This window comes from Streptomyces sp. NPDC033270, assembly GCF_055576575.1.
Genome location: NZ_JBVIRA010000001.1, coordinates 133,372 through 159,651, shown reverse-complemented (window position 1 = coordinate 159,651; position 26,280 = coordinate 133,372). Strand labels below are relative to the sequence as shown.

General features: G+C 72.8%; 21 protein-coding genes and 1 pseudogene. 10 read left to right on the top strand and 12 right to left on the bottom strand.

The features are described 5' to 3' along the window. Nucleotides 1-108: 108 nt before the first annotated feature. A pseudogene (locus ACZ5XZ_RS00720) lies at nt 109-923 on the top strand (transposase family protein). A gap of 16 nt (nt 924-939) precedes the next feature. On the opposite strand, the gene ACZ5XZ_RS00715 reads toward ACZ5XZ_RS00720, so the two are convergent. Next, complete coding sequence (locus ACZ5XZ_RS00715) at nt 940-1,926, bottom strand: MBL fold metallo-hydrolase (RefSeq protein ID WP_468973045.1); 987 nt, start codon at nt 1,924-1,926, stop codon at nt 940-942. A 106-nt stretch (nt 1,927-2,032) separates the two neighbouring features. Here ACZ5XZ_RS00715 and ACZ5XZ_RS00710 point away from each other — a divergent pair, with 106 nt between their 5' ends. The 6 genes from ACZ5XZ_RS00710 (at nt 2,033) to ACZ5XZ_RS00685 (ending at nt 7,987) form a co-directional block, all read left to right on the top strand. Further along, the gene (locus ACZ5XZ_RS00710) at nt 2,033-2,389 is read left to right on the top strand and encodes a MerR family transcriptional regulator (protein ID WP_468973042.1); all 357 of its coding nucleotides are present in this window, start codon (nt 2,033-2,035) and stop codon (nt 2,387-2,389) included. 821 nt (nt 2,390-3,210) lie between these two features. Next, nucleotides 3,211-3,990 (top strand): ATP-binding cassette domain-containing protein, encoded by a 780-nt coding sequence (locus ACZ5XZ_RS00705; RefSeq protein WP_468973039.1) that lies wholly within the window; start codon nt 3,211-3,213, stop codon nt 3,988-3,990. Then, the gene (locus ACZ5XZ_RS00700) at nt 3,987-5,243 is read left to right on the top strand and encodes a sugar ABC transporter permease (RefSeq protein WP_468973036.1); all 1,257 of its coding nucleotides are present in this window, start codon (nt 3,987-3,989) and stop codon (nt 5,241-5,243) included. The genes ACZ5XZ_RS00705 and ACZ5XZ_RS00700 overlap by 4 nt, the downstream gene beginning before the upstream one ends. Nucleotides 5,244-5,377: 134 nt before the next feature. Continuing rightward, nucleotides 5,378-6,247, top strand: a complete 870-nt coding sequence (locus tag ACZ5XZ_RS00695; protein ID WP_468973033.1) for a universal stress protein — start codon at nt 5,378-5,380, stop codon at nt 6,245-6,247. Between the two features lie 47 nt (nt 6,248-6,294). Continuing rightward, nucleotides 6,295-6,594: a DUF1876 domain-containing protein gene (locus ACZ5XZ_RS00690; RefSeq protein ID WP_468973030.1), complete on the top strand. Its 300-nt coding sequence runs from the start codon at nt 6,295-6,297 to the stop codon at nt 6,592-6,594. Nucleotides 6,595-6,640: 46 nt separating this feature from the next. Further along, the gene (locus ACZ5XZ_RS00685) at nt 6,641-7,987 is read left to right on the top strand and encodes a nicotinate phosphoribosyltransferase (protein ID WP_468973028.1); all 1,347 of its coding nucleotides are present in this window, start codon (nt 6,641-6,643) and stop codon (nt 7,985-7,987) included. A gap of 39 nt (nt 7,988-8,026) precedes the next feature. Here ACZ5XZ_RS00685 and ACZ5XZ_RS00680 read toward each other — a convergent pair whose 3' ends face one another. Next, on the bottom strand, nt 8,027-8,896 hold the full coding sequence (locus tag ACZ5XZ_RS00680; protein ID WP_468973025.1) for a universal stress protein: 870 nt from the start codon (nt 8,894-8,896) through the stop codon (nt 8,027-8,029). A 192-nt stretch (nt 8,897-9,088) separates the two neighbouring features. On the opposite strand from ACZ5XZ_RS00680, the gene ACZ5XZ_RS00675 reads away from it, so the two are divergent. Together ACZ5XZ_RS00675 and ACZ5XZ_RS00670 are read left to right on the top strand one after the other, a co-directional pair. After that, entirely contained in the window at nt 9,089-9,850 is a 762-nt protein-coding gene (locus tag ACZ5XZ_RS00675; RefSeq protein WP_468974130.1) for an HAD family hydrolase, read from the top strand. Further along, complete coding sequence (locus tag ACZ5XZ_RS00670; RefSeq protein ID WP_468973022.1) at nt 9,850-12,261, top strand: glycoside hydrolase family 65 protein; 2,412 nt, start codon at nt 9,850-9,852, stop codon at nt 12,259-12,261. Before ACZ5XZ_RS00675 ends, ACZ5XZ_RS00670 begins: the two co-directional genes overlap by 1 nt. A 27-nt stretch (nt 12,262-12,288) precedes the next feature. Here ACZ5XZ_RS00670 and ACZ5XZ_RS00665 read toward each other — a convergent pair whose 3' ends face one another. Further along, complete coding sequence (locus ACZ5XZ_RS00665) at nt 12,289-14,613, bottom strand: collagenase (RefSeq protein WP_468973019.1); 2,325 nt, start codon at nt 14,611-14,613, stop codon at nt 12,289-12,291. A gap of 149 nt (nt 14,614-14,762) precedes the next feature. Between ACZ5XZ_RS00665 and ACZ5XZ_RS00660 the strand changes: the two genes are divergently transcribed. Continuing rightward, nucleotides 14,763-16,154, top strand: coding sequence for an aminopeptidase P family protein (locus tag ACZ5XZ_RS00660; RefSeq protein ID WP_468973016.1), 1,392 nt, complete (start codon nt 14,763-14,765; stop codon nt 16,152-16,154). Between the two features lie 11 nt (nt 16,155-16,165). Here ACZ5XZ_RS00660 and ACZ5XZ_RS00655 read toward each other — a convergent pair whose 3' ends face one another. The 9 genes from ACZ5XZ_RS00655 to ACZ5XZ_RS00615 form a co-directional block, all read right to left on the bottom strand. Continuing rightward, nucleotides 16,166-16,882, bottom strand: a complete 717-nt coding sequence (locus tag ACZ5XZ_RS00655; protein ID WP_468973014.1) for a GntR family transcriptional regulator — start codon at nt 16,880-16,882, stop codon at nt 16,166-16,168. A gap of 133 nt (nt 16,883-17,015) precedes the next feature. Next, nucleotides 17,016-17,648 carry a 4'-phosphopantetheinyl transferase family protein gene (locus ACZ5XZ_RS00650; protein WP_468973011.1) on the bottom strand — a complete coding sequence of 211 codons (633 nt, stop codon included), beginning with the start codon at nt 17,646-17,648 and terminating at the stop codon, nt 17,016-17,018. Next, nucleotides 17,645-18,793: an acyl-CoA dehydrogenase family protein gene (locus tag ACZ5XZ_RS00645; RefSeq protein ID WP_468973008.1), complete on the bottom strand. Its 1,149-nt coding sequence runs from the start codon at nt 18,791-18,793 to the stop codon at nt 17,645-17,647. The genes ACZ5XZ_RS00650 and ACZ5XZ_RS00645 overlap by 4 nt, the downstream gene beginning before the upstream one ends. After that, complete coding sequence (locus ACZ5XZ_RS00640; RefSeq protein WP_468973005.1) at nt 18,790-19,068, bottom strand: acyl carrier protein; 279 nt, start codon at nt 19,066-19,068, stop codon at nt 18,790-18,792. Before ACZ5XZ_RS00640 ends, ACZ5XZ_RS00645 begins: the two co-directional genes overlap by 4 nt. 34 nt (nt 19,069-19,102) lie before the next feature. Then, nucleotides 19,103-20,029 carry a hypothetical protein gene (locus ACZ5XZ_RS00635; RefSeq protein WP_468973002.1) on the bottom strand — a complete coding sequence of 309 codons (927 nt, stop codon included), beginning with the start codon at nt 20,027-20,029 and terminating at the stop codon, nt 19,103-19,105. A gap of 35 nt (nt 20,030-20,064) precedes the next feature. Beyond that, on the bottom strand, nt 20,065-20,778 hold the full coding sequence (locus ACZ5XZ_RS00630; protein WP_468972999.1) for a maleylpyruvate isomerase family mycothiol-dependent enzyme: 714 nt from the start codon (nt 20,776-20,778) through the stop codon (nt 20,065-20,067). Nucleotides 20,779-20,780: 2 nt separating this feature from the next. Continuing rightward, complete coding sequence (locus tag ACZ5XZ_RS00625) at nt 20,781-22,049, bottom strand: pyridoxal phosphate-dependent aminotransferase (protein WP_468972996.1); 1,269 nt, start codon at nt 22,047-22,049, stop codon at nt 20,781-20,783. A 120-nt stretch (nt 22,050-22,169) separates the two neighbouring features. Then, nucleotides 22,170-24,614, bottom strand: coding sequence for an ATP-grasp domain-containing protein (locus ACZ5XZ_RS00620; protein ID WP_468972993.1), 2,445 nt, complete (start codon nt 24,612-24,614; stop codon nt 22,170-22,172). 193 nt (nt 24,615-24,807) lie between these two features. Further along, nucleotides 24,808-26,070 carry a condensation domain-containing protein gene (locus ACZ5XZ_RS00615; protein WP_468972990.1) on the bottom strand — a complete coding sequence of 421 codons (1,263 nt, stop codon included), beginning with the start codon at nt 26,068-26,070 and terminating at the stop codon, nt 24,808-24,810. Nucleotides 26,071-26,280 lie beyond the last annotated feature (210 nt).

Here is a 26,280-nt window from a genome sequence, read left to right as displayed (position 1 = left end):
GAAATCGGTGGGGCAGGATGGATCGGACACGGGCCTTGACTGCAGACGTAAAGCCCCTGGTAGGACAGGTCTGCCAAGATCATGTCCGTAACCACCAGAGGCTTCACGTTGGTCACCTACGTTGCCACGCCCGACGTCCCGCGCCACGTCGTCGAGTTCCTCGCCCGGCTGCTGGCCACCCGCCGGCGGCCATCGGGACGCCGAAGGGCTCTCGGGCGCTGGGCCCGTTCCGGCAGGCGGTGCTGGTGCTGTGCTGGTTCCGCGGGCGCAGCTGCGTGCACTGCCTGGCCCGCGACGCTGGCGTCTCCCAAGACACGGGCTATCGCTACCTCCATGAAGGCATCGACGTCCTCGCCGACCAAGCCCCGGACTTGCATGGAGTCCTGACCTGATGTCAGCGCGAAGGCATGACGCACGTGATCCTCGACGGAACGCTGATCCAGTGCGATCGCCTCGCGGGCGTACGCGAGAACGGCAACGACCTGTGGTTCAGCCAGAAGCACAAGGAATGCGGCGGCAACATCCAGTTCTTGTCGGCCCCGGACGGCACACCGCTATGGGTCTCCGACGTCGAGCCCGGCAGCGTCCCTGACATCACCGCTGCTCGCATCCACGCCCTCCCCGCGCTGCACAAGGCGGCCGCCGACGGCCTGCCGACCTTGGCGGACAAGGGCTACATCGGAGCCGGCATCGGCATTCGCATCCCCGTCCGGCGCCCAAAGGGCAAGTCCGAACAGGCACTTCACGTCGACACTCGGATGTTCAATACCCTGTTGCGGCACGTCCGGGCCCTTGGCGAGCGCACCGCCGAGCTCGAGCAGCGGTGGCGCACGCTGCAGTACGTCACGCTCAGCCCCAGCAGGATCGGCGACATCGCCCGAGCGGCCTCGTCCTCAACGGAATCTGGGAGTGATCACCGCTGAGAAAAACCTCACTGAGCTACCGGGCTCGATCGTGGTGTTCTTGCGCAACGGTCCCCGGCTCGTTTTGCCGGTAGCGGTCAAGTTCGACCGGATCATGGGCGGAGAAGATTTCGATCTGATTGCCATGGCCTTGGGCCAGCTCGCGCAGCCGGGCCTGGTTGCGGTGGCGGGCTGGGCCGTCGACTTGGACCAGGGTCTGGAAGAGGGCCAGCCCTGGCGTGGAGCGTGGAGCGAGTGGGTCGATCTCGCCATGGGAGAAGTAGGCGTCCCCGGCATGCAGCAGCCAGTGGGGGCCGGTTGTGCTTCCCGCTTCCTCGTGGCGGCGCACCGCCACACCGGTGTGGCCGCGGGTGTGCCCAGGCAGCGGTATCAGCGCGATGTCGGCTGAGATTCCCTGGAGTTGCCGTACAGCCTCGAAGCCGAACCAGTCGTCTCCGCTGATGGGGTTGTAGGTGACCCAGTCGGGCCCATGGGCCCATTGGCCGGCTCGGTATCGAAAACGTTCACCCCGTGTGGCGGCCTTCATCGCGGCTTGGTGCTCGGTCGCGTGGAGGTGAACCTTTGCCTTGGGGAAGTCGGGCAGCCCGCCGGCGTGGTCGAGGTCGAGGTGGGTCAAGACGATGTGCCTGACGTCGTCGACTGCGTATCCCAACCCGGTCACCTGGCGTACCGCTGTCTCGGCGAGGTCCAGGCGCGGACGGGTGAGGAACAGGAATTCGCGGCCCAGGGATTGCCTGGGGTTGGCGATGTCGCGTAGGCCGAGTCCGGTGTCCACCAGCACCAAACCTTTGTCGGTCTCGATCAACAGGCAGTGGCAGACCATCCGGGCCGACTGGAACGGCAGTCGGTTGCCGTTGATGAGCCGGCCGCCGACCGGCTGCATCGTGCCGCAGTTCAGGTGATGGACGCGCATCATGTTCCCCTTCCAGGTATGCGGTGTGAAATCGGTGCCGGGCAGACAGTGCGCGTCGAGGTGAGCCGCCTGGTCCACCAGGTGGGTCACGCGCTGGGCAGCCGAGCGCACAACGGTGGTGTCGTGTTGGACAGCTACGCTTCACGCTAAACAGTGGAGTACGCTCCAAGGTCAAGCCGTGGACCGGGGGAGGGGCATGCGCATCGGAGAGCTGGCCGCACAAGCGGGCATCACGAAGGACACCATTCGGTTCTACGAGAAACTCGGCCTCGTCACAGGTCGACGGTTGACCAACGGCTATCGCGATTTCCCGCCCGAGACAGTGACCTGGCTGCACTACATCCGCACCGCGCAGACGCTCGGATTCTCACTGGCGGAGATCGCACGGCACGGCGAGGAACTGCGCGACACGCCGGATACCGCGGAAGCACTGTCTGCGTTGCTCGAGGAGAAGATCCGAGTCATCGACGCGCGCATGGACGAGCTCGCCGCCCTGAGAGCCGACCTTGAGGAGCGTGTCGGCACCGGATGCCCGTTGCAGGCGGCTCATTGAGAAAACCTCACTGAGCTACGGGACCAGGGCTCAACTCCCGTGCGTCATCACGGAGGAGAGAACGGGGCGCGCAGGCGGAGCCAACAGCGAGGTCGCACCCACCTCCACGTCCAGCGCTGGAGAGTGAGGCCGTGGCCCCGCCTTCATATGCATTAACTGGTGAGCTGACAGGCCGCCAGAGAGGCCCGGCTCCGCGCCCCAGAACCTGCCCACCGACCACTCTCCGTTCAGCCCGCCCTAGCTCAACGTGAGAGGGAGTCGGACCCGTGGCGGGACCGACTGCCCTGTTGCGACGCCCGCCACTCGGCGTCTACGCGCAAGCAATGCGCACGGTCCTCGCGCGGCACGTGATTCTGTTCGGTTTCGCCGTTCGGGCCGTCGAGGTCCCGTTGCCCGTCGTGCCCGTACGTCAGCAGCGTGAGCTCCTGGTCACGCATCATGTATCCGGATGTATCCGGTGTTGAGGCAGTCCACGATGGTGGGGCGGGGCATTGGGGTGGTGCGGCCGGATACTTCCCAGCCGTCGGCCCGCGCGAGGATGTGGCCGCCGGACTGGCGGCGCCGTACTCCTTCGTCACCGCTGGGGCGTGGTCGCGCCGGCGCTCGGGGGATGTGGTGGCGTCGGTCTTGTGGGAGAGGCGGCGGAGCCCGGCGAGGCGCTTACCGCGCCCGTCATACGGCCTTTTCATACGGCCTTTCGATCATGTTCTGGGGCCTTCTGTCTGGTTTGCTGCCTTATCGACAGTAACGTGGAATGTGTGTGTCCTCAGACAGCCTTGCTGTGCGCCAAGGCCGGGCTCACCAGGTAAGGCAGGTACCCCATGACAGCACCGCCCCTGCTGGCGCTGCGCGGAGTCTTCAAACGGTACGGCGCGGTCCAGGCACTGGCCGATGTCGAGCTGGAGATACGCGCCGGCGAAGTGGTCGCCCTGGTCGGGGACAACGGGGCGGGCAAGTCCACGCTGATCAGGGTGATCGCCGGGGTCGACCCGGCCGATTCCGGCACCGTGGAGTGGGAGGGCCGGCCGGTCCGGATCACCCGGCCCCATGAGGCCCAGGACCTGGGCATCGCCACCGTCTTCCAGGACCTCTCGCTCTGCGACAACCTCGACGTGGTGGGCAATGTCTTCCTCGGCCGGGAGATCCACCGGGCCGGGATCCTCAACGAGGTGGAGATGGAGCGGCGCACGCTGGAGCTGCTCGACACCCTCGCCATCCGGATTCCCGACGTACGCATCCCGGTGGCCTCACTGTCCGGGGGCCAGCGGCAGACCGTCGCGATCTCCCGGTCGATGCTGGGCGAGCCCCGCCTCGTCCTGCTGGACGAGCCCACCGCGTCCCTGGGAATCGAGCAGACCGCGCAGGTCCTCGACCTGGTCGAGCAGCTCCGTGAGCGCCGTCTCGGGGTGCTGCTGATCAGCCACAACCTGGGGGACGTCAAGGCCGTCGCGGACTCGATCGCGGTGCTGCGGCTCGGCCGCAACAACGGCTTCTTCGACGTGGGCACGACGTCCCACGAGCAGATCATCTCCTCCATCACCGGGGCCACCGACAACGCGGTGACCCGGCGCAAGACGCCGGGCTGGGAGGTGGAGCGGTGAGCCGCCTCTGGGAGGCGGCGCGACGCGGGAACCGGGCCGCGCGCCCGGACGGCGGTCCGCCCGACCGGGGCCGCGGACCGAACCCGCTGCAGATCCTCCGGCGCCGGTTCCACGCCGGTGAGCTGGGCTCGGTCCCCGTCGTCCTCGGGCTGCTCGTGGTGTGGATCATCTTCGAGAGCCTCAACAAGAACTTCCTCTCGCCGCGCAACCTGTCCAACCTGAGCGTGGACATCGTGGGCATCGGGATGATCTCGATCGGCGTCGTCTTCGTGCTGCTGCTCGGTGAGATCGACCTGTCCGTCGGTTCGGTGAGCGGGCTGGCGGCGGCCGCGTTCGCGGTGCTGAACGTGCGGCACGGCGTGCCGGAACCGCTCGCGCTGCTGGTCGCGGTGTTCGCGGGCACGATGATCGGGGCCGTGCAGGGGTTCTTCTTCGCCAAGGTCGGCGTGCCCGCGTTCGTGGTCACCCTCGCGGGCCTGCTGGGCTGGAACGGGCTGATGCTCTACATCCTGGGCTACAGCGGCACCGTCAACCTCGACGACAAGGGTCTGGTCGCCATGCTGACCAGCTTCTACTTCACCCATGTCGCCGCCGCGTACGGCCTGGCGGTGATCGGCACCGCGGGGTACTTCCTCGCCTCCTACCAGGACGTACGGCGTCGCAGGGCCGCCGGGGTGCCGGTCAGGCCGCTGAGCGAGATCGCGGTGCGCACCGGTGTGCTGGCGGTGATGTCCCTGGCCGCGGCCTGGGTGCTCAACCAGTACCAGGGGCTGCCGCTGGCGCTGCTGATCTTCCTGGTCTTCCTGGTCGGTCTCGACCAGGTGCTGCGCCGGACCCGCTACGGACGGATGATCTTCGCGCTCGGCGGCAGCGTCGAAGCCTCCCGCCGCACCGGACTCAATGTGGACCTGGTGCGGATCTCGGTGTTCATGGTGTCCGGGACGATGGCCGCGATCGGCGGGCTGTTCCTGGCCTCGCGCGTCACCTCGGCCACCCAGACCTCGGGCACGGGCATCTTGCTGATGGACGCGATCGCCGCGGCGGTCATCGGCGGCACCAGCATGTTCGGCGGCCGGGGCCGGACCTGGTCCGCGCTGCTCGGCGTCCTGGTCATCCAGTCGATCGCCTCCGGGGTGGCGCTGATGGGCATCCAGGCCGCCGTCCAGTTCATGATCACGGGTGGGGTGCTGCTGCTGGCCGTGGTCATCGACTCGCTGTCCCGGCGGGCGCAGCGGGCGCACGGACGGGTGTGAGCGGTGCCCGGCCCGGCGCCCCGGCGGCCCGCGCTCCCCGGTCGCCGTGCGCGGGGGGTGGATCCGGGCGGACGCTGGAGGTGTAGCGACGCGCATCGGCCAGGCCGCGGTCGCCGCAGGAGAGGAGCGAGCCGATGAAGGACGTCATCACCGCCGGCGTGGACGGTACGCCGGAGTCCTTGTCCGCCGTCCAGTGGGCGGCGCAGGAGGCACACACCCGGCAGGCGCGGCTGCGGCTGCTGCACGCCTGGGTGCTGCTCGCCCCGGAACCGGTGTCCCACCCCCTCACGGAGGACGACCAGAACTACTGGCCCCACCGGATGATGGACGAGGCCGAGGCGGCCGCCCGGGCCCGCTACCCGGATCTGCGGGTGACGCGGGACCTGGAGGCCAAGGACCCGTACGAGGCCCTCAAGGAAGCCGCCGGGCAGTCCGACCTGCTGGTCCTCGGTTCCCGGAACCTGGGCCCGGTGACCCGCTATGTCCTCGGCGAGCTCGGCCTGCAGCTGGTGGCGCACACCGACTGCCCCACGGTGCTGGTGCGCACCCGGCAGGGCGGCTCGACGGCCGGGCCGGCGGGTCCGGTGGTGGTCGGCGTCGGCCTGCGCAAGCCCTCCGAGGCGGTGCTCGCCTTCGCCTTCGACAGCGCGGTGCGACGCGGTGTCCCGCTGCGCGCCGTACACGGCCGGCATCTGCCGTCGTTCGCGTACAACCGCGGGGGCGGCGTGGAGCCGTACGCCGCCGAGGAAGCCGCGCAGCTGGCCCGGGACGAGCTGGCCAAGACGCTGCAGCCGTGGCGGGAGAAGTATCCGGATCTGCGGGTGGACGCGCGGGTGGAGATGGAGAGCGCGGCGCCGGCGCTGCTGCGCGACACGGCCGGTGCGGCGCTGCTGGTCGTCGGGCGACGGCACCGGCGGGTGCTGCCGGCGCCGCGCGTCGGCCATGTCGTGCAGGCGGTGGTCCATCACGCTCCGTGCCCGGTGGCGGTGGTGCCGTACGAGTGAGGAGGCGGATGATGACGACAGGGGGCACGAGGAAGTTGGGGTAAGCCATGGCGAACACAGTCGAGTGGCCCGTCCGTCTGACCCTCGTCGAGGAGGACGGCACGACCACGGCGCGGGCGGTGCTCACCACCGCGACCACCACCTTCAGCGGGCACGGCACGGCCCGGTGCAGCCCCGAGGACCGCGACATCCCCGAGATCGGCGACGAGATCGCGGCCGGCCGGGCCCTGCGGGACCTCGCCGGGCAGCTGCTGCGGGTGGCGGACGAGGAACTCGAAGGCGTGGGTGCCGCACCACCGCGGCGGCAGACCCGCGTCGCCTACGGCTGGACGGATGCGATGGCGTGAGCCAGGGCCGTGGCGGACGGCGTCACGGCCGTGGAAGGAGTCGGCCATGTCGGATGCGACGATCACCGACCTGTACGAGGTGACCATGGCCCTGTCGTTCCTCCGCGAGGGCATGGAGCAGCCGGCTACCTTCAGCTGCTTCGTACGGGAACTGCCGCCGGAGCGGGGCTTCCTGGTCGCCGCGGGCGCGGAGTCGGTCCTGGACTACCTCGCGGGGTTCCATGTGGGCCGCGAGGACGTCGAGGTGTTCGCCGAGGCCCTGCAGCGGCCGTCGGCGGACCTGGCCCCGCTGCTGGACCTGCGCTTCACCGGCGAGGCCCGACTGGTGCCGGAGGGCCGGGTGGTGCTGGCCAACGAACCCCTGCTGGAGATCACCGCGCCGCTCCCCGAGGCGCAGCTCATCGAGACGTTCGTGCTCAATCAGCTCAGCCATCAGACGGCTCTCGCGAGCAAGTGCGCCCGTTGTGTGATCGCCGCTCGGGGGCACCCGGTCGTGGACTTCTCGCTGCGGCGCACCCATGGCACCGCGGTCGCGCACCAGGTCGCCCGGCTGGGCGCCATGGCCGGTTTCGCGGGCACCAGCAATGTCGCGGCGGCGCACGCCGAGGATCTGCCCGCGGTCGGCACGATGGCGCACTCCTACATCGAGGCGTTCGAGGACGAGGAGACCGCGTTCACCACGTTCGCGCTCTGCCATCCGGGGCCCGTGACGTTCCTGGTGGACACCTACGACACCGCGTCCGGGGTCGCGGCGGCGGCCCGCGTGCTGGCCGCGCTGGGCCGCGGGGACGGCTCGGCGATCCGGCTGGACAGCGGTGACCTGGCACAACTGTCCCGCCACGCACGGGCGATGCTCGACAACGCGGGCCTTCCGCAGGTGCGGATCATCGCCAGCGGCGGACTGGACGAGTACGGGGTGCACGACCTGACGTCCTCGGGGGCGCCGATCGACGTCTTCGCCGTCGGCACCCGGGTCGGGGTGAGCGCCGACGCGCCCTACCTGGATTCCGCGTACAAGCTCGTCGCCTACGACGGCCGGCCGGTGATGAAGCTGTCGGCGGCGAAGGCCACGTCCCCGGGGCGCAAGCAGGTCTTCCGCCGCCCCGGCTGCCTCGACGTGATCGGCCTGGCCGACGAGCCGGCCCCGGCGGACAGCACACCGCTGCTGGAGACGATGATGCGCGGGGGCGAGCGCAGCACCCCGCGCGGCCGGCTGGAGGACGCCCACCGGCGGCTCACCGAGGACCTCGCCGAACTGCCCGCGACGGCCCGGCGCATCCGGTCGCCGCAGCCGGTACGGGCGATGGTCTCGCACCGGCTGTCGGTCCTGACGGACCGGGTACGGCGGCGCACCGAGCGGGAGATGCTCGCCCCGTTCCGTATCCACGCCTGAGCTACGCCGCGTCAGGCGCGCCGTGTCGGGCGGGCTGCTTCAGGCGTGCTGCGGCACGATCGCCACGGGGCAGGCCGCGTGGCACAGCGCGGTGTGCGCGACCCTCCCGAGCGGCAGCCCGAAGTGGCCGTGGCGGTGCCCCGCGCCGATGACGAGCAGGTCCGCGGCCGCGGCGCGGTGCACCAGCGCTTTGTGGGTGGGGCCCTCGACGGTGGTGCGGCGCACCTGCACGGACGGGTGGTCGCCGGCCGCCGCTCCCAGGGCGTCGTCCAGCTGCGCCGCCGCCTGCTTTTCGTGGTGGCTGCGGGCCTGGTCGGCGAGCAGCGGCGGATCGGCCTTCTCGTGTGCGGGGCAGCGCCAGGTGCGTACGGCCTTCAGCAGGCAGCCGCGGGCCTCGGCCTCCTGGAAGGCGAAGCGGACGGCCGTCGCCCCCTTCTCCGGATCGCCGACACCCAGGAGCACGCACCGGTGCGTCCCGGCCACCCCGGCCGCGTCCCCGCGCACCACGATCACCGGGCACCGGGCGCGCGCCGCCACCGCCAGGCCGACCGAGCCGAGCAGCAGACCGGCGATCTCGCCGCGCCCCCGCGAGCCCAGGACCAGCACCGACGCATAGTGACCGGCCCGCAGCAGGGCCGTGACCGCGTCGTCCGCCACCACCTGCGCAGCGACCTGGAGGTCCGGGTTGCGGCAGCGGGCCTGTTCGGCGGCGGACTGCGCGATGGCCTCCGCGAGGACCTGCTCACCGGGGCGTTCGGGGCCCTGCGCCGTTCCCTCGAAGCGCTCCCAGGTCGAGGCGTGCAGCACGTCCAGCGGGAGCTTGCGGCGGGCCGCCTCGTCCACCGCCCAGTCGAGCGCCCGCAGGGCGGCGTCCGAACCGTCGACGCCCACGACCAGGGACCGCTCCATCGCCGCCACCGCCTTCCTCCCGGTCGCCGGTCTCGGTGGTGCGCACCATCCGCCACGCGGGTGTCGTCGATCGTGACGGTGGTGTCTTCCATCGTCGCGCCACGGCGCTGTGCTCGCCAGGTCCGCGGCCGCGCCCCGGGCCATCAGCCGTGGTGCCATGGAATGGACACACCGACGAACGGAACCGTCACCATGACCGGTGCGCCGTCCCTGGCCGCGTGCCTGCGCTCGCTGCGGGCCGTGGTCTTCGACACCGACGGGGTCATCACCGACTCCGCGGGCCTCCATGCCGCGGCCTGGAAGGACGCCTTCGACCCCTGTCTGGCGGCCGCGGGCGGGCAGCGCCCCTTCGACCCGGTGGAGGAGTATCTGCGCCTGGTCGACGGCCGGTCACGGCAGGACGGCGCGGCCGCTTTCCTGGCGTCCAGGGGCCTTGACCTGCCGCTCGGCGACCCGGACGACGGGCCGGGGACGGACACCGTCCGTGCCGTCGCGGCCCGTAAGGACGAGCTGTTCACCGCGCGGCTGCGGGCCAGCGGCGTCGCCGTCTGGCCCGGCACCGTGCGGCTGCTGCATGTGCTGCGGGACGAGCGGGTGCCGTGTGCCGCCGCCTCGGCGTCCCGGCATGCGACCGAGCTGCTGTCGGCGGCCGGGCTGCTCGGGCTGTTCGCGGCCGTGGTGGACGGCAGGGAGGCGGGCCGGCTCGGGCTGCCGGGCAAGCCGGATCCGGCGCTCTTCCTGGAAGCGGCGCACCGCCTCGGTGTCCGGCCCCGGGAGGCCGCCGTGGTGGAGGACGCGCTGGCCGGTGTGGAGGCCGGCCGGCGCGGCGGGTTCGGCCTGGTGGTGGGCGTGCACCGGTCGGCCGGCCCGGCCGGCGCCGACGCGCTGCGCCGCCAGGGCGCCGATGTGGTGGTCTCCGATCCCGGCGAGCTGCTGACCTGCGGGGAGGGCTGATGCCGACCGGCGGCAACGCGTGGACCTGGTCGTACGAGGGGTACGACGCGGGCGGGGAACGGCTGCGCGAGACGCTCTGCGCCCTGGGCAACGGCTACTTCGTCACCCGCGGCGCGGCCGCCGAGGTGCTCTCGGGGCCCGCGCACTACCCCGGCACCTACGCGGCCGGTTGCTACAACCGGCTCACCTCCACCGTGGCGGGCCAGCCCGTCGAGAACGAGGACATGGTCAACCTGCCCAACTGGCTGCCGCTGCGCTACCGGATCTGCCCCGCCGACGCGCCTCCCGGGCCGTGGCTCGCGCCCGGCCACCCGCAGCTGACGGAGCACCGGCAGACCCTGGACCTGCGGCACGGCACCCTGACCCGCTGGTCGGTGTACGAGGACGAGGCCGGCCGCCGCCTGTGCGTGGAGCAGCGCCGCCTGGTGCACATGGGCGAGCCCCATCTGGCCGCGATGCGCACCTCGTTCACCGCCGACGGCTGGGCGGGCGCGGTGGAGGTGGAGTCGGGCCTCGACGGCGCGGTCCGCAACACCGGCGTCGAGCGCTACCGCGGGCTGGCCGACCAGCATCTGAGGGGCTGGGAGACCGGTGCCGAGCGGACCGACACGGTGTGGCTGAGCTGCCGCACCATCGACTCGGACATCCAGATCGCACTGGCCGCGCGCATCCGGGCCACCCCCGGGCGGGGCGGGACACCGCGCACCCGGATCGCGGTACTGCGGGCCTTTCACGCCCTGACGCTGCCGGTGACCTCCGGGGCGACGGTGGTCGTCGACAAGACGGTGGCGCTGTACACCTCCCGTGACCCGGCGATCGAGAGCCCCCGGCACGCGGCCGTCGACTGTGTGGAGCGGGCCCCGCACTTCCGGCAGCTGATGGCCTCGCACCGGCGCGCCTGGGAGGACCTGTGGCGGCAGGCGAAGCTGGAGGTGCCCGGGGACTCGGGCCGCATCCTGCGGCTGCACCTCTTCCATGTGCTGCAGACCCTCTCGCCGCACACCGCCGAGCTCGATGTGGGGGTGCCGGCGAGGGGCCTGCACGGCGAGGCGTACCGGGGGCATGTCTTCTGGGACGAGCTGTTCGTGCTGCCGTTCTTGAACCTGCACCTTCCCCAGGTCTCCCGGGCGCTGCTCGACTACCGCTACCGGCGGCTGCCCGCCGCCTGCCGCGCGGCGCAGGAAGCGGGCCGGGAGGGGGCGATGTATCCGTGGCAGAGCGCCGGCGACGGCCGGGAGGAGACCCAGCAGCTCCATCTCAACCCGCGCTCCGGCCGCTGGCTGCCCGACCACTCGCGCCTGCAGCACCACGTCGGATCGGCGATCGCCTACAACGTCTGGCAGTACGGACAGGCCAGCGGCGACACGGAGTTCCTGCACACCAAGGGTGCCGAGATGCTGCTGCAGGTCGCCCGCTTCTGGGCGGCCGCCGCGGCCTGGGACCCCGACCTCGGCCGCTACCGCATCCGGGGCGTGGTCGGCCCCGACGAGTACCACGACGGCTATCCGGGGGCCGCCGAGCCGGGCGTCGACGACAACGCCTACACCAACGTCACCGCGGCCTGGGTGCTGCTGCGCGCCCTGGAGCTGTGCCGGTCCCTCCCCGAGGCGCATCAGCGGCAGCTCTACGAGCGCATCCAGCTCACCCCCGACGAGCCGGAGCGCTGGGAGGACGTCGCGCGGCTGCTCCATGTGCCCTTCCACCGGGGTGTGATCAGCCAGTTCGCCGGCTATGCGGACCTGGCCGAGCTCGACTGGGACGGCTACCGGCAGCGGTACGGCGACATCCGCCGGCTGGACCGGATCCTGGAGGCCGAGGGCGACACCGTCAACCACTACCAGGCCTCCAAGCAGGCCGATGTGCTGATGCTCGGATACCTCTTCGCGCCGTCCGAACTCGCCTCGGTCTTCCGCCACATGGGCTACCCCCTCGACGACGACACCTGGCACGCCACCGTCGACTACTACCTGCACCGCACCACCCACGGCTCCACCCTCAGCGCCCTGGTCCACGCCTGGGTCCTGGCCCGCGTACAGCGCCCCGACGCCTGGACGTACTGCGAGGAGGCGCTGACCGGGGACGTCGCGGACCTCCACGGCGGCAGCACCGCCGAGGGCATCCATCTGGGCGCGATGGCCGGCACGCTGGACCTGGTCCAGCGCGGCCTGACGGGTCTGGAGACCCGGGACCAGGCCCTCTGGCTCGACCCTGCCCCCCTGCCCGAACTCTCGAAGTTCAACGTACGCATCCGCTACCGCCGCCACTGGGACATCGACCTCCGCATCAGCGCCGAACAGGTGCGGATCGCGGTGCCGGAGTCCGAGCAGGCGGCGGTGCAGGTGCGGCTGCGGGAGCGGTCGTTCAGTGTCGCGCCGGGTACGACCCGGCGGCTCGACCTGCCCGACGGCTGATCCGCGTCATGGCGGCCGCGTCGTGCGTCACCGCCGCAGCGGTCCCTCACAGGTGTAGTCCGCGGTGCCGGACCCGCCCCGCGAGCGGACGGTGACCGCGCCGAAGGAGCAGTTCATGTCGGCGAAGTTGTTGGCGGCGGACGCGGAGCGGTCCAGGAGGGTGGCGTCGACGGCCTCGGACATGTCCTTGAAGACCTGGTCGGGGCTGCCCGGGGCGGTGAGGTCGGCGCTGATCCGGCCGGTGCAGACGAAGCGGCCGTACGCCGGGTCGCCGTTGTCCTTGCACTTGGGGGTGTGGGAGGTGGCCGCGGCGAACGCCCTGCGGACCTGTGCGGCGTCGGCGAGCTTCAGTGAGCCGACGGGAGTGTGGGCGGTGTCCGGGACGAAGAGGTCGTCGACGTGGGCGATCTGCTCGTCGAGGAAGGCGTCGTACGCGCGCTGCAGGGCGGCGTCCTTGCCCATACGGTTCCGCCAGGCGTCGAAGCGTGCGGGGTCGTTGGCGCGCTCGTAGCCGTACATCTCCCGTAGCAGGGCGGGGCGTTGGGCCCACAGGAACTCGAAGAACGTGCCGGCGTAGTTATAGAAGCGGAAGCCGTCACCGGCGTAGGTGGCGTGCAGCAGCTGGTCGACGGTCATGCGCGGGCCGCCGCCCGAGGTGTCGTTGATGATGCCCCGGACCAGGGACCTGCGGACCTTGATGCCGTCGTCGCGGGTGGCGCCGTCGAAGAACTCGGCCGTGCCCTCGTCCATCGCGGTGGTCCGGTCGCCCTCGTACCACGGGCCCTGGCCGAAGAGCCCCGGAACCGCCCAGCGGCCGTTCAGGTAGTGCGTGTACTCATGGCGGAAGAGCTCCTCCAGGGTGAGGGTGGAGTCCTGGGGGACCCGGCGCTGGTAGGTGTAGAAGGTCGCGCCCTGCTCGATGTACATACCGCCGTTGTCGGTGCTCAGGCCGGTGAGGACCGGCTGGTAGGTCCGGTAGTCGGAGCGGGAGGCGTACAGCACGATGTGGAGCGTGGTGTTGGTGTCGCCGTCCAGCGGCCGGTCGGTGCCGAGCACCCGGTGGAACTGCGCCTTGACCTGCTTGCCGGCGTAGTACAGCTGGTCGACGGTGGCCCGGTCGAGGGCGGTGCGGACCTCCACCGTGCCGTTGTCGTAGCGGTAGGTGTGCGGGAAGAGGCGACGCTCGATGTCCTCCTTGCACACCTTGTACGGCCGGCAGGCGTCGAACGCGATCAGCCAGGTGACGAGCTTCCCCCAGGGCTCGCTGCCGTCGCCGAAGTTACGCGTGACGAGGTCCAGCAGCTGACCGAGGGCCGGCACGACCTCGCCCTTGAGGGCTTCGATCTGGCCGAACCGTCCGTACTCGCTGAGCGCGTCGCGCACCGCCCACGCGTTGTCGGTGTCCTTGAGGTGGGTGTAGTGCGCGAAGGCCTTGAAGGCGGCGCGGTAGCCGGGGTCGGCGGTGACCGCCTGCTGGAAGGCGGTGTCCTGGTTGCCGGGGTAGACGCCCAGGTAGCTCAGGGTGAGCGCGGCGAGGGCGGCGTTGCCCCAGGACCGGTCCTTGTGGGTGGCGGTGTGATCCGCGTCCATGGTGGCCAGGACCTTTTGGATCAGGCCGAGTTGGTGCTGCCGGCCGCCCGGGCCGACGCCGTACAGGGCTTCGCGCAGGGTAGCGGCGTTCTCCCGGGTGGCGTCGAAGGTGTGGGCGGCGGCGCCGAACTTGTCGACCGCGCCGCGCACCGCGTTGACGGTCGGCGCGTCGGTGGTGTCGATCTCGTCGTGCGAGAAGTCGTGGTAGGCCACCGCGTGCAGGTAGGTGAACATCTCGTACAGGTGGCCGGTGTTCTTGCCGTCGTGGGCGGCGGCGAGACGGGCGATGCGCCCGGCGACGGCCTGGACATGGGCGTCGGACATCACGGGGGTGAGCCGGGGGTCCCACTTCCATATGAGGTCGCGTAGGCAGCCGTCCGCGGTGACGGCGGGGTCGGCGAGGAAGTCCGCGAGCTGTTCGGGGCCCAGCCGGGTGATCCCGTCGAGGGTGCAGGGAGCGACGGCGGGGCGCGCGTGGCGGGTCGTCACGGGCTTGGTCTGCGGGCCCGGTACGCGGCCCTTGTCGGTGACGGTCCGGGGTGCCGGTATGGGGGTCGCGCCCGGCTTGGGCGCCCGGGCGAGGTGGGGGACCCGGTCGTGGGGGTTGTCGGTGGCCGACGGCCGGGGCTCGGCCTGCCGGGTGGGGGTGGCGGGTGCGGAGCGCCCGGGTGCGGCCTGCGCGGTCTGGACGGCCGGCAGGACGAGGGTGGTGGCGAGGGTCGCGGCCAGCAGGATTCTGCGTGGCAGGCGTGGGTGTGACACCTGAACCTCCGTGAAGGACTGAGGGGTTGGGTGGGGTTCGAGGCGAGGCCCTTCACTCCACGAGGTGCGACCCGTAACATAGTAATGTGAAATTGCACTGACAAGGCTTCAGGAAAAAGCCGTCCCAGGTTTCCCCTTCGGAGGTGTCCGTGACCGCGCGTGCCGCCCAACCCCACACCGGCAGCCATGACTTGCCGGTGTCGAACGCCCTCGCCCGCTTCATGACGGACCGGTGGGCCGCGACCCCGCCGCCCACCGACTCCCGCGTCCCGGGCTTCGAGCAACTCGCCCGACGCCGCGACCGGCTGGCCGCACGCTTCCCCGGCGAGCGACTGCTCGTCCCCGCCGGCGAGTTGACCGTCCGTTCGCACGACTGCGACCACCGCTTCCGTCCGCACAGCGCCTACGCCTGGCTGACCGGGCTGACGGGCGAGGACCAGCCGGGGCACGTCCTGGTGCTGGAACCGGACGGTGAGGCCGTGCTGTATCTGCGGCCGCGGTCACCGCGGGACTTCGACGGCGCGTTCTACCGGGACCGCAAGTACGGCGAGTTCTGGGTGGGCCGCCGCCCCGACCTCGCCGAGGCCGCCCGGATGACCGGCCTGCGCTGCGCCGACCTGGACGCCCTCCCCCACCTCCCGGCCGGCCGGAACGCCGCCCATGACGCCGAACTCGCCACCGCGCTGAGCGAGTTGCGGCTGATCAAGGACGCCTGGGAAGTGGACCGCCTCCAGGAGGCCGTCGACCACACCGTCACCGGCTTCGAGGACGTCGTCCGCTCGCTGCCCACCGCCCTGCGCCACCCGCGCGGCGAACGCTGGATCGAGGGCGTGTTCAATCTGCGGGCCCGCGCTGAGGGCAACGGCACCGGCTACGAGACCATCGCGGCCGCCGGCGCCCACGCCTGCGTGCTGCACTGGATCCGCAACGACGGCCCGCTCGACCCCGACCAACTGCTGCTGCTCGACGCCGGCGTGGAGACCGACGCGCTGTACACCGCCGACATCACCCGCACCCTGCCGCTGTCCGGCCGCTTCTCCCCCGTCCAGCGCCGGGTCTACGACCTGGTCCTCGCCGCGCAGAACGCCGGTATCGCCGCCCTGAAACCGGGGGCGTGCTTCCGGGACTTCCACCAGGCCTGTATGTCCGTCCTGGCGGAGGGCCTGGCCGACTGGGGCGTGCTGCGCGTCCCGGTCGAGGAGGCGCTCAGCGCCGGCAGCGGCCTCTACCGGCGCTACACCCTGTGCAGTTCGGGCCATATGCTCGGGCTCGACGTCCACGACTGCGCCCGCGCCCGGGCGGAGCAGTACCTGGACGGCGTCCTGGAGGAGGGGCAGGTGCTCACCGTCGAACCGGGCCTGTACCTCCAGCCCGACGACGAGACCCTGCCGAGGGAGCTGCGCGGCATCGGGGTCCGCATCGAGGACGACCTGGTGATCACGGCGGACGGCGCCCGGCTGATGTCGTCGGCGCTGCCCCGTACCGCCGACGCGGTGGAGGAGTGGATGGACGGGCTGCTGTCCGGGCCCGCCGGGGGCTGATCGAACGGCCGTCAGCCGTGCTGCGCGGACCGACCGCGCTGCGGGTGCGGTACCCGCGGTTCCTCGCGGCCCTGGGCCCACAGGGAGCGGACGTGGCCGAGGTGGCGGGCCATGCAGGCCTCGGCCGCCTCGGCGTCGCCCGTCAGCATCACCTCGAGCAGTTCCATGTGCTCCTCGGCGGAGGGCAGCAGCTGGTTCGACTCGTCGAGGCGGGGCAGGCCGTAGAGGCGGGAGCGTTTACGCAGCTCGCCGACCGTCTCGACGAGGCGGTCGTTGCCGCCCAGGCCCAGCAGTTCGAGGTGGAAGCGGCGGTCGGCCTCCAGATAGCCGATGAGGTCGTGGGCGCGGGCGGCGGCGACGATCTCCGCGGCGATCGGGCGCAGCGCCGCCAGCTGCTCGCGGGTGGCGGTCCGGGTGATCCGGCCGACGACCGGGACTTCGATCAGGGCACGGATCTCGGTGTACTGGTCGAGGTCGCGCTCGCTGACCTCGGTGATCCTGAAGCCCTTGTTCCGTACCGGCTCGACCAGACCCTCCCGGGCCAGGTCGAGCATCGCCTCGCGCACCGGCGTGGCCGAGACCCCGAAGTCCGCGGCGAGGCCCGGGGCCGAGTAGACCGAACCCGGGCGGAGCTCCCCCGCGATCAGCGCGGCGCGCAGTTGATGGGCGACCTGATCGCGCAGCCGCTCCTGAGCGGTGATCAGGCTGCGATGCTTGAGCTCACCCATCTGGCCCTCCGAGTTGACGCGGAGTGCCAGCGTACAATGTCACGTTACGCAAACCGCCTGGCGGTGAGGGCTTTTGTACCGGGCCGTGTTGTTGTAGGCGACGCGGACTTGGGTCCTTCACCGGACCGCCCGCTCAGCGCTCGCCGTGACCGCAGCTCCTGTCCAGCGGAAATGCGCAGCTCAAGGGGGTGGCGGAGTATTCGCGCAGGGATATCCAGCGGTAGTCGCGCCAGCGGCCCGAGCGGGCGCCCGGTGGTACGTCGATGGTCCATGGGCGGTCGGCGAACCCCGCCCCGGTGGCCTTGACGCACGCCTCCTGGGCGGTCCACACCCAGGCGACCTCCTCGGCGGCCCGCGCCGACGGCAGTGCGGCGATCCGCTCGGCGTGCCCGCCCAGCAACCGGCGGGCGAACGACGCGGTGACGCGGGCGCCGGGGCGCTGGAGGTCCACGCCGAGGGCGCACCCGACGGCGACTCCGGCGGCGAGGGCGCCGTGGCTGTGCGAGACGCTGATGCCGATGTCGGGATGCCCCCGCAACCAGGGCTTGCCGCGCCGGTCCGCGACCACGTCCGTACCGGACAGGGCCGGCCGTACGGTGGCGAGCAGCTCCCTCAGCAGCGCGCGGCCGGTGAGGAACTCCCGGGCGCGCCACCCGGGCATCCGCTGCGCCCGGCGCAGATCGTCGCGGTGGGTGCTGGGCGCCACCCGGTCCGCGGTGGCGGTGGCCACCCAGAGCCGGTCCGCCACCTCGATCGGTGCGGTCACGGCGGGGTGCCCGGCCGCACGAGGCCGTCCAGTACGCTCTCGGCGGCGTCCGCGAGGGCACCCAGCACCACCTCGTTCGCGCCACCGCCGATGCCGAACAGCGCGGCCTGGGCGCGCAGTTCCTGGATCCCGCCGGCGGCGAAGCCGGCCGCGCCCCACAGCTGGCCGCACTCCGTCAGCACGTGCTGGACCGTCGCACCGGCGGCCGCCTTGAGCGTGGCGGCGGCCGTCGCGTCGTGGTGCACCGCCACCGCGTCCTCGAACTCCGTGACCAGCGCCCGGAGTTCGCAGGCCCGCAGCAGGCAGGACGCGAAGCGCTGGCGCACCACCTCCAGGTCCCACAGGGTGCCCTCGCCGTGTGCGCGGCCGGACAGCCGGTGACGGGTGTCGGCGAGGACGCGACGGCACAGCGCGACACCCCACTGGGCGCCGGCGAGCCGCTCGGTGCCGATGTGCCGGGCGAACAGCGGCAGTCCGAAGCCGGCCCGGCCCAGCACATGGTCCCGGCCCAGCCGTACGCCGTCGAGGGTGAGGTGGCCGACGCCGGAGTCGGCGAAGAGGGCGGAGTCGGCGGGCCGCACGTCGACGCCCGGGGTATCGGCGGGCACCAGGACCCAGGTGAAGTCGGTGAAGTGCCGGCCGGGCCGGTGCCGGGCGAGTACGAGGAAGGACGCGGCGGTGGTGGTGTTGGCGATCCAGTTCTTCTCGCCGGACAGCTCCAGGCCGTCGTCCCCGATCCGCACCCGGGTGCGCAGCGCGGTGAGGTCGGTGCCGGCGGTGACGTCGGTGGCCGCCAGGGCGACGGTGGCCCGACCGGAGAGCGCCTGGTCCAGTGCCCGCCGCGCCACCGGCGTCCGGCCCGCCGCGAGTACGGGCAGCGCGGTGGCCAGCTGGACGCTGACCGACAGGGTGGCGGCGATCGAGAAGCGGGCGTCGACGGCGGTGAGCAGGCCTTCGAGTCCCGCGGGGTCGACTCCCGCCCCGACCGTGCCGTCGCGATAGGCCCGGGTGATCAGGCCCGCCCGGCCGAGCGCGGCCCACACCTGCTCGCCGCGGGCGGTGCGCGGCAGGGCGTCGAGCGCGGCGCCGGCGGACTGCTGACCGGTCGGGTGAGGGGCCGCGGCGCGCGGGGCCTCGGTGCTCACGGGGTCTCCTGGTCGTCGACGCGGTCGCCGGACCCCTCGGGCAGCTGTGCGTGGATCGCTCGCCACAGGCTGCCGGCGGTGGCGAAGGTGGCGTCGTTGAGCTCGTCGTCCGGCAGCGAGATCCCGAAGGTGTCCTCGATGACGAAGAGCAGCTCGATGGCCTGCATGGAGTCGACACCGAGCCTGCGCAGGTCGGTGTCGGGGGTGATGACGGGCTCCTCGGGGCCGGCGAGCTTGAGGAAGGGGCTGAGCAGTGTGGTGAATCGGGCGTCCATGGTGAGGGTGGCCTTTCCGGTGGTGGGCGGGTGGTCAGCGGTCCTGGTCGGGGGACGGGGAGACGGCGGGCGTGGTGGGCGCGGTGCCGAAGACCGTGCGGTCGGCCGCGAGGACCGCCCGCAGGCGGTCCACGACTCCCGGGGGCTCGGCGCGGCCCCGGGACACCCGGCGGTGGGCGAGGGAGGTCCACTCGACGACCTCGTCCCAGGCGCGCAGCTGGGCGTGCTCGGCCTCGGTCGCGCCGGTCCGGCGGGCCGACGCGCGGTAGGCCGCGTGCAGTTTGCGGGCCCGCACCAGCAACCAGGTCTCGCCGGTGAGCCGTTCGACTGCCCGGGCGCGGTCGGCGCAGGCGTCGTACGCGGCGAGGTACGCCGTCACCACGGCCTCGTCGACCGCCTGGGTGGGCGGCAGCTCGGTGACGGGGCGTACGTCGGCCGGCGCCAGCTCGATGACCTCGGCCGACTCGATGCCCGCCAGCTCCTCGGCGGACAGCACCCAGTGGCCGGGCGCCGCCGTCCCCCACGGCGTCTCGCTGAGGTAGGCGTCCGTGACGTGCCAGCCGTCGGGCCCCGCGGCGAGCAGGAAGCCGTACGCCATGTGGGCCCGGCCGTAGTAGGGCAGCCAGGGCAGCTGGAAGGCGTCGGCGACGATGTAGCGCACGCCGACGGCGGCGCGGATCGCCCCGCGCAATCCGCCGCGGGCCGGCCGTTCCTGCCGGACCACCCGCAGTCCCAGGAGTTTCGGCGCCACGGCCAGTCGTTCCGGCAGCGGCGGGTCGACCGTCGGCAGACCGTCCGCCCCGTCCCAGGTACGGAACCTCAGGGGCGCGCCGAGGCGGAGGTGTGCTCCGGGGCCGTGGTGGTGGTCCGCGAGCACCGCGAGGTTGACCTGGATGCAGTCCAGCAGAGCGCTGCGGACCGAACCGAGGTCGAACCGCTCCGGTTCGACGGTGACTGCCATTGCCCTTCGTCTTCCTCTCGGGGTGGGGCCGCCGGTCACAGCCACGCGGGCAGTGCGGGCAGCTCCGCCGTCGACTCCAGTGCCGCGCCGGCGGATCTCCCCGCCAGCCAGGCGAGCAGGTCGGCGGGTTCGCCGGAGACGACCGGGCCGCCGGTGCCGAAGCGGCCGACCAGCGCGCCTTCGCGGTCGCTGAGCGTGCAGTCGGGTACGCCCTCGGCGGCGGCGTAGTAGCCGAGTACGTCGTCGAGGATGATCTGCCGCGCCGGTTCGGGGATGTCGGCGAAGCCGTATCCGAGGCCCAGGTCGACGTGGTGCAGTTCGAGTTCGCGGAGCCGGATCACCAGTACCCGCCGGGGCGTGCACAGTTCACCGGTGAAGGGCCGGATGGTGGCCCCCCATGCCGGCTCGGGCAGCTGCTCGGCCGTGCGCTGGAAGTGCGCGGCGCTCGCCCGGACGTCGGCCACCAGCGCCGCGGCCGGCCGGCGGGCGCCCGCTTCGATCTCGGCGTCCCGGGCCTCGCGGCCGGCGTACTGGGGTGTCTCGATGCCGGTACGTGCCCACTGAAGCAGCCGTTCCAGTGCGGGGGCCTGGCACGCGAGGTGGCGCAGGACGTGTCCGCGCGTCCAGCCGGGGAGCCGCGACGGCGCCGCGACGTCCTGGTCGTCGAGCCCCGCGAGAGCGGCCAGCAGCCGGTCGGTCGCCGCGGCGAGCTGCGCGAAGGACGCGGCGGTGGGGGGTATCTCCTTCATCGTCATGCTCCTTTCAGACGGGCGAAGCCCCGGGCGATCCGGGAGAGTTCGCGGGCGAGGTGCGGCAGGCGGGTGGGGTCGTCGGCCCGCAGCGCCTGGTGCTGTTGCTGTTCGTCGCCGTACAGCAGGCTGGTGGCGGCCTTGAAGCGCAGGGCCTGTGGGTCGTCGCCCAGCAGGTGGCCGGCGAGCACGACGATCCCGGAGTCGTCCAGGAGCCGGCCGGCGAGCGAGGCCGCGTCGGTGACGCCGCGTGCGGCCAGTCGGTCGCGCAGCGGCGCGAAGTCCGGGTAGACGTAGAACCCTCCGGTGGGCGGGCGGCATACCGCGCCCGCTTCGAGGGCGATGCGGTGCACCGCCCGGGCCACCGCGCCGTGCAGCCGGGCGCTCGCCCGCATCCGCGCGACGACCTCCGGCGGCTCGGCGTAGGCGTACTCCGCGACCTGCTGCATGGGTCCGGCGAGAGTGGACCACAGCTCGCTGGCGACCGCGGTCACGGCGTCGCGCAGCAGCGCGCCGGTCTCGCCCGCCGGGAAGCGCGCCACGCCGATCCGCCATCCGCCGAGGCCGAGCGTCTTGGACAGTCCGCTGGTGACGACGGTGCGCTCGGGGGCGGCCTCGGCGGGGCTGAGGAAGGGGGTGGACTCGGGATCGTGGACGACGTCGCGGTAGATCTCGTCGGAGACGATCAGCAGGTCCTCGGCCCGGGCCAGTGCGCACAGTTCGCGGATCAGCGCGGGCGGCGCGAGGGTCCCGGTGGGGTTGTCGGGCAGGGTGAGGACCATGAGCCGGGGGTCGGCGCCGGCCGCCCGGGCCCGTTGGATCGTCTCGCGCAGCGCGGCCGGTTCGGGGACGCCGCCGCACTCCGCGGGAACGGGTACGCCGTAGACCTTCTTGCCGGCGTAGCGGGCCTGCGGGGCGTAGGTGTTCCAGGCGGGGCGCGGCAGCAGCACATCGCCGGGGACGACCAGCTGCAGCGCCATCAGCAGGGGCTTGCTGCCGGGCGCGACGATCACCCGGTCGGCCTCGGTGGGCAGCCGGCGGCGGGTGAAGTAGCCGGCCACCGCCTCGCGTACGCCCTCGGCGCCGGCCACCGGTCCGTAGGCGGCACGCGCCGCGCCGAGCGCCAGCTGCTCGGCCAGCTGCGGCAGCACCGGCAGCCGGGCCTCGCCGAAGGCGAGATGGACCAGCGACGCCCCCTCGGCACGGCGCCGGTCGACCAGCTGGTTGAGCGCCAGGTTCGGGGAGGGCGGGGCGACGGTCACGGCGGTCATCTCGAAGTCCTTTGCGTGCGGTGGTCCCCGCGGGCCGTGCCGACGTGCCGGCCGGGCGCCGTTGCGGGGACACCGAGGAGCGGGGTCATGGGTCGGTCTCTCTTCGTCGGCCGGTGCGGATCAGTGGAGCGGGGCCAGGGAGTGCCGTACCCGGCGCTGGGCGCGGTCGAGCGCGGCGGCGCACTCCTCGGGGGTGTCGCCGACGGCGATCAGGGCGGCGAGCCGGGGCACGATCCCCCGGGGCGGCAGCAGCAGTTCGGTGCCCGGCGCGGCGAGCGGGACGGCCTCGACGATGCCGGGCGTGGCCGCGGCGGCGGTCAGGTCCAGGGAGCGCACGGTGCCGTCGCGCTCGGGGTAGACGAAGCGCACCTCCGCGCAGCGGTCGCGGACCGGGGTGAGGCGGGGCGCGCGGCCGAGCGCGAGGTCGGCGGCGGCCTCGACCGGGTCGACGCCGGTGGCGAGGGTGCCCAGCAGCGGGATGAAGTCGCCGCCGAGGCGGCCGTTGACCTCGACGACGCGGGGTCCGGTGGGTGTGCGGCGGATCTCGGTGTGGGTGAGTCCGGTTCGGATTCCCAGTGCGGTGTGGGCGGCGGTGACGACGGCCCGTACCTCGTCGGCCCAGGGCTCGTCCCGCCAGGGCGCGACGAGGTGTCCGACCTCCTCGAAGTGCGGCGCGAAGGCCAGCCGCTTGTGCGCCACGTTCACGATCCGTACGGCGCCGTCGGACACCGCGCAGTCCACGCTGATCTCGGGGCCGGGCAGATACTCCTCCACGATCGCGCCGGCCGGTGCGCGGATGCCGGGGAAGGAGGCGCCGAGCGCCTGGTCGTAGGCCCGCGCCAGCTGGCCGGGGTCGTCGGCGCGGGTGACGCCGATGCTGCCGGCCAGTGCACGGGGTTTGACCACGACGGGCCAGCCGAGCGCCGCTGCCGCGGCCAGCGCCTCGGCGTGCGTGCGCACCTGCCGGAAGCCGGCCGAGGGCACCCCGGCGGCGGCGAGCAGCCGGCGGGTGGCCAGCTTGTCGCGGCAGCGGCGCGCGGCCTCGGGGCTCATATGCAGCAGTCCCAGCCGGCGGGCTACCTCCGCGGTGGTCTCCAGGAGCGTCTCGTCCCAGGTCAGGACGGCTCCCGGGCCTGGATGGCCGGCCAGCAGGGCGGCGACGGCGCGGGTGGTACCGGCCGCGTCACAGGTATCGGTGACCTGGAACCGGTCGGCGACATACCGCCGTTGCCAGTCGACGGCGGTGCGCTGTACGAGGGCGGTGCGCACCCGCCCGGCGACGGTGCGCAGCGCGTACTCGCGGTAGGGCGGATTGCCGCAGCCGATCAGGACGAGCCGGCCGGGTGCCCGCGGATCGACCGGCTCGCACTCCAGCGAGGCCTCGCGCATCGCGCGGCGGACGGCGGCCGTCACCTCCGCGCTGCCGCTCCCCCGGAAGCGGAACCTCGCCCCGGCGTGCTCGTATCCGCCGCCGGTCAGCAACGCGCCGGTCTCCGGCAGGACTTCGGCGTACGGTCCGGTGCGGGGGCCGTCCGCCCGGGGTGGGGTGAGCGCGCGCACCCGGCAGGGCGGTGGTACGGACGGCGGCAGCAGCATCCAGCCCGCCACCTGCGCGGGCTCGGCGAGGCGGCGGGGGGTGGGGTCGGGGGTGCCCGTCTGGTGGGCGAACGCCGCGGCCATCAGGTCGATGCCGTGCACCTCGCGCCAGATGAAGGGCACTTCGGCCCCGCCCGGCCGGGCACCGATTTCCAGTACGGTCAGCGCGCCGCCGTCGCCCGCGAAGAGTTCCAGGTGGAAGACCGAAGGCCCGGTGAACAGCGCGCCGACGGCGGCGGTGGTGATCTCCTCGATGCGGGCCAGGAGTGTGGTGTCGTCGATCTCGACCGAGCCGAGGACGCTGCCGGCGGTGAACTCCAGGCAGGTGTTGAGGTAGCGCGACGCCCGCCAGGGGCCGAGTTCCGCGCCGTCGAAGACGCCGTCGACGTGCAGGACCTGGTCGGGCAGCCACTGCTGGACGAGCAGGTCGGTGTCGTGCGGGAAGGTGTACGCCCTCAGTTGCCCGGGGGACGCCAGCCGGGTGATGCCCGCGCTGGCGGTGCCGCGCCGGGGTTTGACCAGTACCGGCCAGCCGTGCCGGGCGGCGAAGGCGGCCACGGCCTCGTGGTCCGGTGCCGCGGCCGTCGCCGGCACCGCGACGCCCGCCGCCGCGAGCCGCTGCGCCATCAGCAGTTTGTCGCGCAGCGGCAGCAGGTCTCCGGTGCGCTGCCCGGGCAGGTCGAACTCGTCGCGCAGCTCGGCAGCCAGGTCGAGGTCCGTCTCCTGCAGCGCGACGATCCGGGTCGGCGGTCCGCTCCGCTCGACCAGCGCCTCGACGGCCTCGCGCACCGCTTTGACGTCCTCGGTGCTGTCCACCAGCCGTACGCCGGCGGCCTGTTCGGCGGGCAGGTGGCGGGCGGCCCGGTCGGTGGTGAGGTAGCTGACGCGGTGGGCGCGGTGGTCGAGGTAGGCCGCGTAGTCGGCGTAGCGGTCGGTCCAGCGGTGGATGATCATCACGTGTTCGGGCACGGCGGCCTCCTGGGGCAGGAACGAGCGCGGGAAGGAAGGGGCGGCAGGGGGCGGCCGGTTGGTGCGGCGGCGCGGCGCCGGGCGGGGCGGGCGGCGTGGTCCGGCACCCGGGATCGCCGGGGGCGGACGGCGCCGCAGTGCGCCGGCCCGCTCGGCCGTGCGGCGGTTCGGGAGCCGGCGGGGCGGCCTTGCGTCAGGGGCGCCCGGCGGCGGTCAGCAGGCTCTCGTGCAGCTCCCACAGCAGTTCGGCGCACTGGGCGCGGTCGAGGTCCTTGGCGGTGAGCCGGAGGGTGAGCGCGTCCTCGCTCTCCACGGCGCGGGCGTAACATCGCGGGCCGATGGTGGTGAAGGGCTCCTCCCAGGTGAGCGTGGGCGAAGCGGCGGTCCGCGGCCCCCGGGGCGGCAGCGCGTCCGGCGCCGCGTCGTCGGGCACGGTCACGTAGTTGAAGGCGCAGGCCGGTTCGGCGGCTTCGGGCATACGGGCGCGCAGCGCGGCGACGGCGGTGACATCGTGCATCCCGTGCCGGAAGGCGCCGAGGCCGCTCCAGTGCACCGCGTCGGCGAGCTTGACCAGGTCGTCGTTGCGGGCGTCCTCGATCAGCGCCGGCACCCACTGGTTCATCGACGTCACCACGCTCCGCCAGCGACCGGCGAACCGGTTGGCGCTCATCAGCTGCACCAGCAGGGCGTCGACGCCGCATCTGCGGGCCACGCCGCGGGCGTAGGCGGCCAGCACGACGCTGGCGACGGAGACCCGCGCGCGTTCGGCGACGGTGTGCGCGGCCGGGCGGGCGGGTGCGGAGCGCAGCGTGCACTGGACGACGCCGCCCGCCGGGTCGGCACCGCGCGGCAGCGCGGCCGAGGGGGAGTGGGCCAGCGTCTGCGTCCAGTGGTCGAGGGCCGCGGCCTGCCGGCGCAGTCCGGCGGCGCCGTACTGCTCGGCGGCGAGGTCGGCGGGGCCCGGCGGGGTGGGGCCGAGGCCTGCGGGGTCGGTGAGCGCCCGCCGGAACTCCTGGTGCAGCAGCTCCTGCGCCCAGGCGTCCGCGGCGATGTGGTGCTTGACGAACAGCAGCTGGGCGGGGGTGCCCGCGCGGGTCAGCAGCCGGGCCCGCCAGGCGTGTTCGCGGCCGAGGTCGAAGGGTTCGGTGGCCAGTTCGGCGGCGAGCCGCGCGGGCTCGGCAGCTGCGCTCTCGGTGCTCCGCAGTTGCTCGTCGATGTCCGTGTCGGGCGGCAACTGCCCTGGTGCGTCGGCGTTCTGGAGGTCGTAGCGGGTGCGCAGCGAGGGGTGCCGGGCGGCGAGTGCGCGCAGCGCGCGACGCACCTGGTCCGCCGTGACGCCCGGTGGAAGGGGCCAGGCCGCCGCGTTGTTCGGCTCGTGCCGGCGGTGCGCGGGCAGTTCCCGGATGTCGTGCCATACCGAGAGCTGGCCCAGCGATAGCGGTCCTGCCCCGGACATACGCTCCCCCATCAACACACTTCCACAATGCGAAAAATGAATTCCATGCAGAGGGGACGCTGCCACAACTCGCCGCAAGCTGTCCAGGTTTCACCGACCCCAGGCACCCCCGAAAGTGAGCCACCTCACATCCCACCCCTGTCGCGAACGTGAGAGCCTGACCACCGCTCTACGGAATCCAACTTCCATTCCACGGAAGCTTGATGGGGA

Coding starts and splice junctions, on each gene's coding strand:
- ACZ5XZ_RS00615 (WP_468972990.1), bottom strand. CDS start 26,070: ATGTCCGGGGCAGGACCGCTATCGCTGGGCCAGCTCTCGGTATGGCAC.
- ACZ5XZ_RS00625 (WP_468972996.1), bottom strand. CDS start 22,049: ATGACCGCCGTGACCGTCGCCCCGCCCTCCCCGAACCTGGCGCTCAAC.
- ACZ5XZ_RS00655 (WP_468973014.1), bottom strand. CDS start 16,882: ATGGGTGAGCTCAAGCATCGCAGCCTGATCACCGCTCAGGAGCGGCTG.
- ACZ5XZ_RS00685 (WP_468973028.1), top strand. CDS start 6,641: ATGTCGGATGCGACGATCACCGACCTGTACGAGGTGACCATGGCCCTG.
- ACZ5XZ_RS00670 (WP_468973022.1), top strand. CDS start 9,850: ATGCCGACCGGCGGCAACGCGTGGACCTGGTCGTACGAGGGGTACGAC.
- ACZ5XZ_RS00690 (WP_468973030.1), top strand. CDS start 6,295: ATGGCGAACACAGTCGAGTGGCCCGTCCGTCTGACCCTCGTCGAGGAG.
- ACZ5XZ_RS00675 (WP_468974130.1), top strand. CDS start 9,089: ATGACCGGTGCGCCGTCCCTGGCCGCGTGCCTGCGCTCGCTGCGGGCC.
- ACZ5XZ_RS00640 (WP_468973005.1), bottom strand. CDS start 19,068: ATGGACGCCCGATTCACCACACTGCTCAGCCCCTTCCTCAAGCTCGCC.
- ACZ5XZ_RS00630 (WP_468972999.1), bottom strand. CDS start 20,778: ATGAAGGAGATACCCCCCACCGCCGCGTCCTTCGCGCAGCTCGCCGCG.
- ACZ5XZ_RS00705 (WP_468973039.1), top strand. CDS start 3,211: ATGACAGCACCGCCCCTGCTGGCGCTGCGCGGAGTCTTCAAACGGTAC.
- ACZ5XZ_RS00635 (WP_468973002.1), bottom strand. CDS start 20,029: ATGGCAGTCACCGTCGAACCGGAGCGGTTCGACCTCGGTTCGGTCCGC.
- ACZ5XZ_RS00710 (WP_468973042.1), top strand. CDS start 2,033: ATGCGCATCGGAGAGCTGGCCGCACAAGCGGGCATCACGAAGGACACC.
- ACZ5XZ_RS00695 (WP_468973033.1), top strand. CDS start 5,378: ATGAAGGACGTCATCACCGCCGGCGTGGACGGTACGCCGGAGTCCTTG.
- ACZ5XZ_RS00680 (WP_468973025.1), bottom strand. CDS start 8,896: ATGGAGCGGTCCCTGGTCGTGGGCGTCGACGGTTCGGACGCCGCCCTG.